11 protein-coding genes are annotated in these 14,146 nt (G+C 69.2%); 7 read left to right on the forward strand and 4 right to left on the reverse strand.

The features are described from left to right. The first annotated feature begins 76 nt into the window (after positions 1-76). Positions 77-1,117, forward strand: a complete 1,041-nt coding sequence (locus HQ603_RS12695) for an Rv1355c family protein (RefSeq protein WP_308126504.1) — start codon at positions 77-79, stop codon at positions 1,115-1,117. On the opposite strand, the gene HQ603_RS12700 is transcribed toward HQ603_RS12695, so the two are convergent. Together HQ603_RS12700 and HQ603_RS12705 are read right to left on the reverse strand one after the other, a co-directional pair. Further along, a complete protein-coding gene (locus HQ603_RS12700; protein ID WP_222684885.1) occupies positions 1,080-2,024 on the reverse strand; it encodes an alpha/beta fold hydrolase in 945 nt (314 codons plus the stop codon). The two genes, HQ603_RS12695 and HQ603_RS12700, sit on opposite strands and share 38 nt — an antisense overlap. Positions 2,025-2,032: 8 nt before the next feature. After that, positions 2,033-2,551, reverse strand: coding sequence for a phage holin family protein (locus tag HQ603_RS12705; RefSeq protein WP_222684886.1), 519 nt, complete (start codon positions 2,549-2,551; stop codon positions 2,033-2,035). Between the two features lie 315 nt (positions 2,552-2,866). On the opposite strand from HQ603_RS12705, the gene HQ603_RS12710 reads away from it, so the two are divergent. After that, positions 2,867-4,156 carry an MFS transporter gene (locus HQ603_RS12710; RefSeq protein WP_222684900.1) on the forward strand — a complete coding sequence of 430 codons (1,290 nt, stop codon included), beginning with the start codon at positions 2,867-2,869 and terminating at the stop codon, positions 4,154-4,156. Between the two features lie 86 nt (positions 4,157-4,242). On the opposite strand, the gene acs is transcribed toward HQ603_RS12710, so the two are convergent. Further along, positions 4,243-6,222, reverse strand: coding sequence for an acetate--CoA ligase (gene acs, locus HQ603_RS12715; protein WP_214503924.1), 1,980 nt, complete (start codon positions 6,220-6,222; stop codon positions 4,243-4,245). A gap of 398 nt (positions 6,223-6,620) precedes the next feature. Here acs and HQ603_RS12720 point away from each other — a divergent pair, with 398 nt between their 5' ends. The 5 genes from HQ603_RS12720 (at position 6,621) to HQ603_RS12740 (ending at position 12,675) form a co-directional block, all read left to right on the forward strand. After that, positions 6,621-8,237 (forward strand): peptide ABC transporter substrate-binding protein, encoded by a 1,617-nt coding sequence (locus tag HQ603_RS12720; RefSeq protein WP_222684887.1) that lies wholly within the window; start codon positions 6,621-6,623, stop codon positions 8,235-8,237. A gap of 129 nt (positions 8,238-8,366) precedes the next feature. After that, positions 8,367-9,290 (forward strand): ABC transporter permease, encoded by a 924-nt coding sequence (locus tag HQ603_RS12725; protein ID WP_068150666.1) that lies wholly within the window; start codon positions 8,367-8,369, stop codon positions 9,288-9,290. Between the two features lie 5 nt (positions 9,291-9,295). Further along, positions 9,296-10,222, forward strand: a complete 927-nt coding sequence (locus tag HQ603_RS12730; RefSeq protein ID WP_068150669.1) for an ABC transporter permease — start codon at positions 9,296-9,298, stop codon at positions 10,220-10,222. A 2-nt stretch (positions 10,223-10,224) separates the two neighbouring features. Next, entirely contained in the window at positions 10,225-11,916 is a 1,692-nt protein-coding gene (locus tag HQ603_RS12735; RefSeq protein WP_261773777.1) for an ABC transporter ATP-binding protein, read from the forward strand. Positions 11,917-11,925: 9 nt separating this feature from the next. Continuing rightward, entirely contained in the window at positions 11,926-12,675 is a 750-nt protein-coding gene (locus HQ603_RS12740) for an oxidoreductase (protein ID WP_222684888.1), read from the forward strand. Positions 12,676-13,126: 451 nt separating this feature from the next. On the opposite strand, the gene HQ603_RS12745 is transcribed toward HQ603_RS12740, so the two are convergent. Next, positions 13,127-13,930 carry an HAD family hydrolase gene (locus HQ603_RS12745; RefSeq protein WP_308126505.1) on the reverse strand — a complete coding sequence of 268 codons (804 nt, stop codon included), beginning with the start codon at positions 13,928-13,930 and terminating at the stop codon, positions 13,127-13,129. Positions 13,931-14,146: the final 216 nt, after the last annotated feature.

A 14,146-nucleotide genomic window follows, 5' to 3' on the forward strand; every position in this document is an offset into this window, starting at 1 on the left:
CGGCCGGTCCGCTGCCCTGTGGAAGACGGCCGCCCCGGCCGACACCGTCCGAGCCCGACGACAGAGCGGAAACCGTGTGACCCACCGAGTGTTCGATCCCCGAGACGACACCGACGCCCGAGCGGTGGACGTCCTGCTCACCGACGGGACGACGAGCGTGCTCGACACGACGCCGGACCAGGCCCTCGCGCTCGGCGCGCTGCTGCCCGAACCCACCGCGGGATCGGACGAGCCCGTGCGCTGGGTCCACTACCCGTGGCGTCGGACCCTCGTGCGGGTGCTCGGCCCGGTCGGCTTCCGCCGCCTGCGGCTCGACCGGAACCGGGACAAGCTCACCCTCGACGAGCAGCGCCGCGCTCTGGATCTGCGCGTCGGCGTCGTCGGGCTCAGCGTGGGGCACGCCGTCGCCCACACGCTGGCGTTGGAGGGCCTCTGCGGGGAACTGCGGCTGGCCGACTTCGACCAGCTGGAGCTGTCGAACCTCAACCGGGTGCCGGCCACCGTGTTCGACCTGGGCGTGAACAAGTCGGTCGTGGCCGCACGGCGGATCGCCGAGGTGGACCCCTACCTCACGGTGCGGACCTTCCCCACGGGAATCGACGACGCCGTGATCGACGACTTCCTCGACGGTCTCGACGTCGTGGTCGAGGAGTGCGACTCCGTCGACGCCAAGTTCCTCGTCCGCGAGCGTGCGCGTGCGCGGGGAATCCCGGTGATCATGGAGACCAGCGACGGCGGTGTGCTCGACGTGGAGCGCTACGACCTCGACGGCGAGCGGCCGTTCTTCCACGGCCTGCTCGGCGATCTCGACCGCGCCGGACTGGCGCGACTGACGGCGCCGGAACGCGCCGGCCTCGCGCCCCGCATTCTGGGAGCCGAGTCGATCACGCCGCGCATGGCGGCGTCGCTGCCGCACATCGGCACGTCGTTGTCGACGTGGCCGCAGCTGGCGGGCGACGTGGCGCTCGGTGGCGCGTCGGTGGCCGCGGTGGTGCGGGCGTTCGTCCGCGGCGAGGCGCCGGCGTCGGGTCGGCTCCGGGTCGGACTCGACGCCGCGCTGGCGCACCTCGAGGACCCGCTCAGCTCCGGCGCAGGGTCTCCAGCAGCAGAGCGGTGACTCGTTCCGGCTCCTCGTGGTGGACGTAGTGGCCCACCCCGGGGAGCTCGTGGACCTCGATGCCCGGGGCCCAGTCGGCGTCGTGCCGGGCGGTGCGGGCCAGCACGTAGGGATCGTCGCCGCCCAGGATCTGGACGGCCGGGACGTCGAGCACGGTGTCGACGACGGACGCGAATCGCCGACCGTCCGACCGGAACTGGCTGCGGAACGCCCAGCGCTGGTACTCGAGAGTGCTGTGCGCGACCCCGGGGACGGCGATGGCGTGCCGCATGACGTTGACGGTGTCGGCGAACTCCGGTGACCGTTGCCAGCGGGTCGAGGACCGCTCACGCACCAACCGCTCGACCTCGGCGCCGTCGTTCGCGGTGAGCGCGCGCTCGGGAATGCGGGGGAGTTGGTAGCGCAGGAACGTGGGCAGCAGCGCACGACGCTGCGCCCGGTCCCGGATCGCGGCGCGGCGCAGCGCCAGCGGGTGCGGCGACGCGAGCAGGGCGATGCTGCGGACCGAGCGGGGATGCAGCGCCGCCGTGGCCCAGCAGACCAGTCCGCCGTCGGCGTGACCGACGATGTGGGCGTCGGTGTGGCCGAGCGACCGGATCAGCCCGGCGATGTCACCGGCGAGAGTCCAGCCGTCGTACCCGCGGGGTGGCTTGTCGCTGTCGCCGTACCCGCGCAGGTCGACTGCCGCCGCGTGGTAGCCGGCGTCGCCGAGAGCCACCAGCTGCGACCGCCACGAACACCACAGGTCGGCGAAACCGTGGACGAGCAGCACCAACTCCGGCGTGGGATCGTCCAACGACCGGTCGGGGACGATCTCGGCGACGTGGAACTTCATGCCGTTGGCCCGGACGTCGCGATGACGCCACGGGCCGGGCAGCCGAACGGTGGCGGGATCCGGTGCGGGCACCGCGGGTGTCAGCGGGTGAGCGGGGCGCGAACGTCCTTCGCGGCCAACTCGGGGCCGTCCGAGCGCTGGCCCGGGATCACGGTCGCGGTGGCCTTCAGCGAGTCGATGGTCTTCTCGGGCTTGCGCAGCTTCTTCACGCGCAGGTAGCCCAGGAAGGCGAGCAGCGCCGTGATCACCACCATGATCAGGAAGACGATGAGGAACGCGAGCCACCGCACGACCCAGGTGTTGAGCAGCTCCGCGAGGAAGAAGAAGAAGAAGAACGAACTGAAGATCAGCACGGCGAGCGCGAGGACGAACAGGACGCTGCCCTGCAGTCCCTTCTTGATCTCGCCCGTGACCTCGGCCTTGGCCAGCTCGACCTCGGCGCGGACCAACGTCGACACCTGCGTGGTGGCGTCCTTGACCAGGGCGCCGATGCTGGCGGTGGCCGGGTTCGACCGACTGTCGACGTCCGTGAGGGGGATGGAGGACACGCCGGCCGGAACGGTGGTGTCGGCGTGGGAGGTACCTCGGCTGCTGCTCACGTGCTGTCCCCTTCGACGTTCTCCGGTTCGCGTGCCGTCCGGCACGCCCGATGGGTTCCATACCCCGTCGGGGCTCACCCTATCTTCCCCGCGTCCCACCGACCGCGCGCAGCGGTATTCGGTCCGCCCGAGCGAGCACTCGGGTATTTTCTCCCGGGTCGACCCGCCCCGGTCGGGTCTTCTCGATCGCCAGATCTTCATGCCGCAGGAGCACACGTGACCAGCACTTCCGCGGACCCGGTTCCGACCGACGGTCCGACATCCGACGTCGACGCGGTCGACGGGGTTCCCCGTAGCCGCATCGTCGTCGCGTCGATGGTGGGTACCTCCATCGAGTTCTTCGACTTCTACATCTACGCCACCGCCGCCGTCCTGGTCTTCCCGCGACTGTTCTTCCCCGCGGGCAACGACACCACGGCGCTGCTCGCGTCGTTCGCGACGTTCGGACTCGCGTTCGTCGCCCGCCCCGTCGGGTCGATCCTCTTCGGCCACTTCGGTGACCGCATCGGCCGCAAGGCGACCCTGGTCGGCTCGCTGCTGACGATGGGTATCGCGACCTTCCTGATCGGTCTGCTGCCCACCTACGACAGCGTCGGCATCGTCGCCCCGATGTTGTTGGCGCTGATGCGTTTCGCGCAGGGCGTGGGCCTCGGCGGGGAGTGGAGCGGCGCCGCTCTGCTGGCCACCGAGACCGCGAAGAAGGGCAAGCGAGCGTGGGCCGCGATGTGGCCCCAGCTCGGCGCGCCGATCGGCTTTCTCATGGCCAACGGCATCTTCCTGGTGCTGATGACGCTGATGGACTACGACGCCAAGACCTCGGCGTCCGACCACGCCTTCCTCACGTGGGGCTGGCGCGTGCCGTTCCTGCTCAGCGCCGTCATGGTGATCATCGGCCTCTACGTCCGGCTCAAGCTGGAGGAGACCCCGGTGTTCAAGCGCGCCGTCGCGCAGGGGCAGCGGGTCAAGACGCCCGTGGCGCAGGTCTTCCGCACCAGCTGGCGGCCGCTGATCCTCGGCACCTTCGTCATGCTGGCCACCTACACGCTGTTCTACGTGATGACGACGTGGGTGGTCAGCTACGGCACCGGCAAGGTGGTCGACGCCAGCGGGGTCGCCGTGTCCATCGCCTACACGGATTTTCTGGGGCTGCAGCTGATCTCGGTGCTGTTCTTCGCCGCGTTCGTCCCCGTCTCCGGCTGGCTCGCGGACCGGTTCGGACGTCGCATCACGCTGATCGTGGTGACGTCGGCGATCATCGTGTTCGGCCTGAGCTTCGGGTGGGTCGCCGCTCCGGAGACGGCCACCGCGGGCCGCATGCTGGCCTTCATGTGCGTGGGGCTCGCGCTGATGGGTCTGACCTTCGGACCGATGAGTGCCGTTCTGCCGGAACTGTTCCCGACCAACGTGCGCTACACGGGCTCGGGCATCTCGTACAACACCGCCTCGATCCTCGGTGCGGCCGTCGCACCGTTCATCGCCACCTGGCTCGTGAATTCCTACGGCGTGGCCTGGGTCGGGGTGTACCTCGCCGTGGCGGCGGCGCTGACGCTGTTCGCGCTGGTGGTCATGCGCGAGACACGGGATGCGGACCTGGACCGGGTCTGAACCGACTCCCGCGCTGCCACCGTGCTCACGCGCTGCAAGTTCGCAGCGCCGGTGCACGGTGGCAGCGCGGAAGGGGAGGCGGGGAATTACTTCGCGTTGGCCTGACTGATCGCGTCGAAGACGGCCGGGTCGACCAGTGTCGAGGTGTCGCCCAGATCGCGGCCCTCGGCGACGTCGCGCAGCAGGCGGCGCATGATCTTGCCGGACCGGGTCTTCGGCAGCTCCGGCACCACCGTGATCTGGCGCGGCTTCGCGATCGGCGAGATTTCCTTGCTCACTTGTGCTTTGAGCTCGGCGATCAGCTCGTCGCCGGTGTTCTCGACGCCGCCGCGCAGGATGACGAAGGCCACGATGCCCTGGCCGGTGGTCTCGTCCGACGCGCCGACGACGGCCGCCTCGGCCACCCCGTGATGGCTCACGAGGGCGGATTCCACCTCGGAGGTGGAGATGCGGTGGCCGGAGACGTTCATGACGTCGTCGACGCGTCCGAGAACCCAGAGGTCGCCGTCGTCGTCGAACCGGGCCCCGTCGCCGGCGAAGTACCACCCCTCGGTCGCGTAGCGCGACCAGTAGGTGTCCTTGTACCGCTCCATGTCGCCCCAGATGCCGCGGAGCATCGACGGCCACGGCTCGTCGAGCACCAGGTAGCCGTTGCCGCCGGGCCCGAGCGGCTTGGCGTCGTCGTCGACGATCTTGGCGGAGATGCCCGGCAACGGCGTCTGCGCCGATCCCGGCTTGGTGTGGGTGACACCGGGAAGCGGCGAGACCATGATGGCGCCGGTCTCGGTCTGCCACCACGTGTCGACGATGGGTGCGGTGCCGCCGCCGACGACGTCACGGAACCACCGCCACGCCTCGGGGTTGATGGGCTCGCCGACGCTGCCCAGCAGGCGGATCGACGACAGGTCGTGGGCATCCGGGATCTCGCGGCCCCACTTCATGAACGTGCGGACCAACGTCGGCGCGGTGTAGTAGATGGTGACGCCGTACTTCTCGACGATGTTCCAATGACGGTGCTCGTCGGGCGAATTCGGCGTTCCTTCGTAGACCACCTGCGTGGCGCCGTTGGCCAGCGGGCCGTAGACGATGTAGCTGTGGCCGGTGACCCAGCCGATGTCGGCGGTGCACCAGTAGACGTCCTGGCCCTGCTTGTGGTCGAAGACGTAGTGGTGGGTGTAGGCGGTCTGGGTGAGGTAGCCGCCGGAGGTGTGGATGATGCCCTTCGGCTTCCCCGTGGTTCCCGAGGTGTAGAGGATGAACAGCGGATGCTCGCTGTCGAACGGCTGGGCCTCGTGCTCCGCGGACGCCTGCCCGACGGTTTCGTGCCACCAGAGGTCGCGGCCCTCGGTCCACGGGGTGTCGATCTCGGTGCGCCGGACCACGAGCACGTGCTCGATGGACTCCGCGCCGTCGACGGCCTCGTCGACGGACTCCTTGAGCGGTGCCGCCTTGCCACGACGCCACTGTCCGTCGGTGGTGACGACGAGCTTGGCTTGCGCGTCGTCGATCCGCGAACGCAGCGCGGACGAGGAGAAGCCGGCGAAGACGACGCTGTGCGTGAGGCCGAGTCGCGCGCACGCGAGCATCGACACGATGGCCTCGGGGACCATCGGCATGTAGATGGCGACGCGGTCGCCGGCGACGAGGCCGAGGTCGGTGAAGGCGTTGGCGGCGCGGCTCACCTCGGCGAGGAGATCGCTGTAGGTGAGGTCGCGGCTGTCGCCGGGCTCGCCCTCCCAGTGGATGGCCACCTGGTCGCCGCGGCCCTCGTGCACGTGCCGGTCGACGCAGTTGTAGGCGACGTTGAGTTCGCCGCCGACGAACCACTTGGCGACGGGTGCATCCGACCAGTCGAGGACCTCCTCGAAGGGGGTGTGCCAGTGGAGGCGGTTCGCCTGCTCGGCCCAGAAGGCCAGTCGGTCCTGCTCGGCGGCCCGGTAGAGCTCCTCGCCGGCGTTGGCCCGGCGGACGAACTCCTCGCTCGGAGCGTAGGAGACGGGGTGTTCCGACTCCGTCGTGTCGGTCGTTGCCGCGGCTGCGTCGCCGCCGGTCACCGTCTCGGTCATGGTGCTCCTGGCCCCTCTCGGACTGGTCTTCTCTGACGGGTGTGAGGGTAGTCACGTGTGACGGGCGCCGCACCGTTGCATCGGGCAGCACGACGACGCGTGCGCCGAGAGGTCGATTGGACGCGACGGGCGGTGGTCTGCGGCGACGGGCGGCGGGGGGGCCGAAAAACCGTCCCATCAGGCTGTCCGACCGGACAGGTCCGGTCCTGCCCGAATTACGGCTGTGTTTCGGTGGCCGCCAATTTCGGGGGAGTCGACGACACGGGTGCGGAGTGTGTCTACAGTCAAGCGAATATCCGGGTCGCACCATCGCATGCGGCCACACCCGAGCCCGTGGACGTCCACGGATCTGTCGAGGGCAGCACCCTGTCCCGCAGGACATGTATGGAGGATCGATTGTGAGGATCAAGCGCGCGCTCGCGATCGTGTCGGTCGGCTTCGTGGCCGTCGGCATGCTCGCGGCCTGTGGTGGCGGGGGAGGTTCCTCCAGCGCGGAGGGCGTCTACAGCCTCTACATCGGCGAGCCCGAGAACCCGCTGGTTCCCGGCAACACCACCGAGAGCGAGGGCAACCAGGTCCTCAAGGCACTGTTCACCCCGCTGGTGACCTACAACGACGAGACCAGCGAGGTCGAGTACGACGGCGTCGCGGAGTCCGTCGAGTCGGACGACCAGGTCACCTGGACCATCAAGCTGAAGCCGGACTGGACGTTCCACGACGGCACGCCGGTGACCGCGAAGTCCTACGTCGACGCGTGGAACTACACGGCGAACTCGACCAACGCGTACCAGGCGTCGTACTTCTTCGAGAACGTCGCCGGCTACGACGATCTGCAGGCAGCCGACGGCGCCGCGCCCGCCGCGACCGCGATGTCCGGCCTGACGGCGGTGGACGACACCACCATTCGTGTGCAGCTGAAGGAGCCGTTCGCGATCTACCCGGTGACGCTGGGCTACTCGGCGTTCTCGCCGCTGCCCGAGGCGTTCTACGCGGATCCGGATGCGTTCGGCCGCAAGCCGATCGGCAACGGCCCGTTCAAGGCCGACCAGGACTTCGTCCAGGGCCAGGGCATCACCCTGACCAAGTACGACGACTACGCGGGCGACGACGCCGCACAGGCGCAGGGCGTGCAGTTCAAGGTCTACACCGAGCTGAACACCGGCTACACCGACGTCCAGGCCGGCGGCCTCGACGTGATGCTGGACCTGCCGTCCGACGCGTGGGCCACCGCCCGCGACCAGTTCGGTGACCGCTACGCCGAGCGCGCGCGTCCCGACATCACGGCTCTCGGGTTCCCGACGTACGACCCGCGGTACTCCGATCCGCGTGTGCGCGAGGCATTCTCGATGGCGATCGACCGCCAGGCGATCACCGAGGCGATCTTCACCAACACCCGTACCCCGGCGACGTCCTTCGGCTCGCCCGTGGTCGACGGGTACCGCGAGGACGCCTGCGGCAGCAAGTGCGAGCTGAACGTCGATCGCGCTAACCAGCTGCTCGACGAGGCCGGCTTCGACCGGTCCCAGCCGGTGGACCTGTGGTTCAACGCCGGTGCGGCGCACGACACCTGGATGACCGCCATCGGCAACCAGCTGCGCACCAACCTCGGCGTGGAGTACGTCCTGCGCGGCGACCTCCAGTTCGCCCAGTACCTGCCGCTGCAGGATCAGAAGGGCATGACCGGCCCGTTCCGCTCCGGCTGGATCATGGACTACCCGTCGCTGTACAACTTCCTGGCTCCCACGTACAGCACGGCGGCTCTCCCGCCGGCGGGGTCGAACAAGCCGTTCTACTCCAACCCGGAGTTCGACGCGGCCCTGTCGGACGGTAACAACGCCGACAGCCTGGAGGACGCGACCACGCAGTACCAGCGGGCCGAGGACATCCTGTTCCGCGACCTGCCGGCCACCCCGCTGTTCTACGGCCTGAACCAGGCCGTGTGGAGCGACCGCGTGGACAACGTCAAGATCGACCTGTTCGGCGACATCGAGGTCGCGGACGTCACGGTCAACTGATCGACCACCCGGTGGGGCGTTCTGCCTGACAGCAGAGCGCCCCACCGGTGCGTGACCTATCGGCCCGTGCCGTACGGCACGGCAACGGTCCGTGTCCTTCGGCACGAGACCCCTCTCGAGGAGAACCCAGTGGGTCGCTTCATCACTCGCCGACTGCTGTTGACCATCCCGGTCCTCATCGGCGCCAGCTTCCTGATCTTCGCGATGGTCTACGCCCTGCCGGGCGACCCCATTCGCGCGCTCGCGGGCGATCGTCCGCTCGCCCCCGCCGTCGTCGCGCAGTTGCGTGCGCAGTACAACCTGGACGATCCGTTCCTGGTGCAGTACGTCAAGTACGTCGGCGGACTCCTGCAGGGCGACTTCGGATCCGACTTCGCCGGTCGGCCCGTGCTGGACACCATCTCCCAGCGCCTGCCCGTCACCGTGCGGCTGACGATCGTGGCCATCGTCTTCGAGGCCCTGATCGGTATCGCCGCCGGTGTGCTGAGCGGCCTGCGCCGGAACTCGTTCTTCGACAACCTGGTGCTGGTCTCCACCACGCTGCTGGTGTCGGTGCCCGTGTTCGTCCTCGGCTTCGTCGCCCAGTACCTGCTCGGCTACAAGCTGGACCTGTTCCCCATCGCCGGCATCAACGCCGGCTGGTACAGCTACCTGCTGCCCGGCCTGGTGCTCGCGGCGCTGTCCATGGCGTACGTCGCCCGACTGACCCGCACCGCGGTGTCCGAGGCGATGGCGGCGGACTACATCCGCACCGCCCGCGCCAAGGGCGTCGGGTACCGGCGCATCGTGTTCCGGCACGCCCTGCGCAACAGCATGATTCCCGTCGTCACCTTCATCGGCGCCGACATCGGATCGCTGCTGGGCGGCGCGATCGTCACCGAGTCGGTGTTCAACATCCCCGGTCTCGGACGCGCGATCTTCGACGCCGTGCAGAACCAGGAGGGCGCCGTCGTCGTCGGCATCGTGACGCTGATGGTGTTCTTCTACATCTTCTTCAACCTGGTCGTGGACGTGCTCTACGCGCTCCTCGACCCCCGAATTCGATACGAGTAGGCACCATGACCTCCGATGCACAGCACGCGGCCGCCGAGGGCGAGCCGGGCAACGTCGTCACCGGTGAGGCGCAGGACCTCGTCGGTCAGGCCAGCCTGTGGGGCAACGCGTGGAAGAAGCTGCGCCGCAGCGCGTTCTTCTGGTTCGGGGCCGTCATCACCCTGGTCCTCGTCCTCATGGCCGTGGTGCCGCAGCTGTTCGCGCGCGGCATCGATCCGCGCGACTGCACCCTGACGAACACCCGGTTGAAGCCGAGCGCCGAGCACTGGTTCGGCACCGACCTGCAGGGCTGCGACTACTACGCCAACGTCATCTACGGGGCGCGCATCTCGCTCACCATCGGCCTGCTCGCCGTCATCGGCGTGCTGGTCGTGGGCGTGCTGATCGGCGCTCTCGCAGGCTATTTCGGTGGGTTCCTCGACAGCCTGCTGGCGCGGTTCACCGACATCTTCTTCGGCATCCCGCTGCTGCTCGGCGCGCTGGTGCTGCTGACGGTGACCAGCGAGCGCACCGTGGTGACGGTCGCCCTGGCCCTGGTGGCGTTCGGCTGGATGACCGCCATGCGTCTGGTGCGCTCGTCGGTCATCACCATCAAGCAGAGCGAATACGTCCAGGCCGCACAGGCTCTCGGCGCGTCGACGTACCGCATCCTGGTCCGGCACATCCTGCCGAACGCCCTGGCGCCGGTGCTGGTGTACGCCACCATCGCCGTCGGCACGTTCATCGCCGCGGAGGCGACGCTGTCCTACCTCGGCATCGGATTGCAGCTGCCCGCGATCTCGTGGGGCCTGCAGATCAACCTGGGCCAGAACTACATCTCCACCTCGCCGCACCTGGTGCTCTTCCCGGCAGGGTTCCTGTCGGTGACCGTGCTGGCCTTCATCCTCATGGGCGACGCGCTGCGTGACGCGCTCGACCCGAAACGGAGCTGACGATGACCGAACGGGCAACATCGGACGCGGGGACCCCGATTCTCGGTGTCTCCGGCCTGACCATCGATTTCGAGGTCGACAAGACCTGGCGTACGGCCGTGCGCGACGTGTCCTTCGAGGTGGCGCGCGGCGAGATCCTCGCCATCGTGGGCGAATCCGGCTCGGGCAAGTCCACGACGGCCATGGCGATTCCGGGGCTGCTGGCCGAGAACAGTCGCGTCGCCGGCAGCATCACGCTGAACGGGCGCGAACTGACGGGCCTGAAGGAACGCGAGCTGAACGGCGTGCGCGGCAAGGACATCGCCGTGATCTTCCAGGAGCCGATGACGGCGCTGAACCCGGTGTACACCATCGGCTGGCAGATCACCGAGGCCATCCGCGCGCACAGCGACGTCACCAAGGCGCAGGCCAAGGACCGCGTCATCGAGTTGCTGCGTCTGGTCGAGATGCCGGAGCCGGAGAAGCGCGTCGGCTACTACCCGCACCAGCTGTCCGGCGGTCAGCGTCAGCGCGCCATGATCGCCCAGGCGCTCGCGTCCGAGCCCGCCGTGCTCATCGCCGACGAGCCGACCACCGCGCTCGACGTGACCGTGCAGGCCGAGATCCTCGAGCTGATGCGGGACCTGCGCGGCCGGGTCGACGCCGCGATCGTGCTCATCACCCACGACATGGGCGTGGTCGCCGACATGGCGGACCGCATCCTGGTGATGCGCAACGGCGACATCGTCGAGCAGGGCACCGCGGACCACATCTTCCACCGCCCGGACCACGACTACACGCGCGAACTGCTCGCCTCCGTGCCCCACCTGGGATCGCGGGCGGGTCAGCAGGGCACCGACGACACTCCGGACGTCACCTACGCCCTCGAGCTCCGCGACGCCGTCATCGAGTACCCCGGCGCGCGTCGCTCCGGCGGGTTCCGCGCGGTCGACGGGGTGAGTCTGACCATCGAGCCGGGCGAGGTCGTCGGGCTGGTGGGCGAGTCCGGCTCCGGCAAGTCGACCATCGGCAAGGCCGCCGTCGGCCTGCTGAAGCTGCACTCCGGGTCGTTGTCCGTGGCCGGCACCGGCATCACGTCGGCGTCCACCCGCGCGCTGCGCCCGGTGCGCAGCAAGGTGGGCATCGTCTTCCAGGATCCGGGGTCGTCACTGAACCCGCGCTGGCCAATCGGCCAGTCGATCGCGGAGCCGATGCTCCTGCACACCGAGATGGACCGCACGCAGCGCAACAAGAAGGTCGAGGAGCTCCTCGATCAGGTGCACCTGTCCCGCGACATGCGCAACCGCTACCCGCACCAGCTGTCGGGTGGTCAGCGGCAGCGCGTGGGCATCGCGCGGGCACTCGCCCTCGAACCGACGCTCCTGGTGGCCGACGAGCCGACATCGGCCCTCGACGTGTCCGTGCAGGCCAAGGTGCTCGAGCTGTTCCAGGAACTCCAGCGCGAGTACGGCTTCGCGTGCCTGTTCATCTCGCACGACCTGGCCGTCGTCGAGGTCCTCGCGCGTCGCATCGCGGTGATGAGCAAGGGCAAGCTGGTCGAGTTCGACCGCACCGACCGCATCCTGCGCTCGCCCACCGACCCGTACACCAAGCGCCTGCTCGCCGCGGTGCCCGTGCCGGATCCGGAACAGCAGGCGGTACGACGCCGGGAGCGGGCGGAACTGCTCGCCGCCGAGCGGGCGAGTGGTCGGTAGATTCGCCCTGTGACCGATCCGCTGGCTCCGCTCCTCGACCTGCCGGGCGTCCGTGACGCCGCCGACCGTGCCCGCGACGCGCTGGCCGAGGTGCACCGGCACAAGACCAACCGACGGGGGTGGCCGGCCACGGCCGCCGAGGCGGCGGTGCGGGCGGCCCGGGCCTCGGCGGTGATCGAGGGGTCCTCCACCGCCGTCGCCGACGACGGGACCGCCCCGCCCCTGCTCGCCGGTGCGCTGCGGGTGGCGCAGGCGCTCGACGGCGACGCGCTCACCGGCACCGTCGGGACGTGGCGCCGCGCCCCGCTCCAGGCGTTGGCCCGCCTGCATCTGCTGGCCGCGGCGGACCTGGTCGACGACCAGGACCAGCTCGGCCGGCCGCGAGCGGGGGACGACGTCGCCCAGCGGCTGTCCTTCCTCGCCGATCTCGTCACCGGCGGGACCCGGGCGCCCGCGCCCGTCGTCGCCGCGATCGTGCACGGAGAGCTGGTGGCGTTGCAGCCGTTCGGCACGGCGGACGGCATCGTCGCGCGCGCGGCGTCGCGGCTGGTGGCCGTCGCGTCGGGACTCGATCCGCACAACCTGGGCGTGCCGGAGGAGAGCTGGGCCAAGCGCCTCGCCGCCTACCGCACCGGAGTCGAGGGCTTTGCCGCCGGCACCGAGCGCGGCGTCGGAAGCTGGGTTCTGTTGTGCTGCGGGTCCTTCGAGGCCGGTGCCGCCGAGGCCACGACGATTGCGAAGAACGCGCAGCCGGCCTGAGGCGACTCGACGGGGCCCGCCACATGACAACGGGCGACGGTGCCGGGATCTCACTCCGGCGTCGTCGCCCGTCGGCACGGAATCCGCGGTTACCAGGCGTGCAGGGTGGGTTGCGGTGGAGAAATCTCCACGTGGCCTCGGCGAGAATGCGTGGCGACCTTCGTTCGTGTCCGCAACCAGTGCAGAGTTCTCACGTTGTCCGCCCGAATTCCGCAGGCCCACAACACTTGTGCCATCATAGCGGCGCGCTACGCGTGGGTACCGTCGGTCCGTGCCGGGAAAGCCCGGCTGGGAGAGCGTTCCTTCTCTTCCGGCTCGCTCTTGGCCTTCCGTCTTTCCGTGCGTCCATTCTTACTCTGTGATCGGCGCCACAGCAAGGGTTTCCGACGGCCCGATCGATTCAGCGACTCGTACGGACTGTCGCGGTCAGCGACGGCGCCTTTCGGTCGCGTCAGCGACGGCGACGCAGTACGCCGTACGAGACCGCGCCGGCGGCCACCGCCGCGAGCGAGGCGGCAACGCCCGCGACCGCGCCCGACGACGGGGCCGTGAACCGACTGCGCAACGAGACCGGGTTGGAGAACGTCAGGATGGGCCACCCGTTGCTCGCCGCCTCCTTGCGCAGACCGCGATCGGGATTGACCGCCGTCGGATGACCGACGGCCTCGAGCATCGGCAGGTCGGTCACCGAGTCGGTGTAGGCGTACGAGCGGGACAGGTCGTACCCGTGCTCGGCGGCCAGCTTCTCCATGGCCTCGACCTTGCCCGGCCCGTAGCAGTAGAAGGAGATCTCGCCCGAGTACTTGCCGTCCTCGATCCGCATCTGCGTTCCGACGTGATGGTCGGCCCCGAGATCCTCGGCGATCGGGGTGACGACTTCCTCGCCCGACGCCGAGACGATGACGACGTCGTGGCCGCGCAGCTTGTGGTCCGCGATCAGATCCGCAGCCTCCGCGAACACCAGCGGATCGACGATGTCGTGCAGGGTTTCGGCGACGATGGTGCGCACCGTGTCGACGTCCCACCCCGTGCACATGCTCGCGATGTGGATGCGCATCCGCTCCATCTGATCGTGGTCCGCGCCGGACACCAGGAACAGGAACTGGGCGTAGCTGCTCTTGAGCACGCTGCGCCGATTGATCAGTCCACCGTCGAAGAAGGGCTTGCTGAACGCCAGGGTGGAGGACTTGGCGATGATCGTCTTGTCCAGATCGAAGAACGCGGCGATGCGTCCGGGTGCCTCGGGGCTGCTCACCCGGCCAGGGTAACGGGCGGGTGGGGGCGCCCGCGGCGAAGGCCGCCCGGTGGAACAGCGGCGAAAGTCGGTCGGACCTGCTGCGACGACGCGCCGCGGGGCAATGTTGATCGAGCGCAGTCGGGTGTAGACTTCGTTGTGCCTGGTCATGAATCGGGCGCGTTCAGCCCGACCCCCCGGGGCTGAACGTCGACGACCCCCGCCAGGGGGGGGGAG

Origin of the sequence: Rhodococcoides corynebacterioides, assembly GCF_019834675.1 — a bacterium.
GTDB classification, from domain to species: Bacteria; Actinomycetota; Actinomycetes; order Mycobacteriales; family Mycobacteriaceae; genus Rhodococcoides; species Rhodococcoides corynebacterioides_A.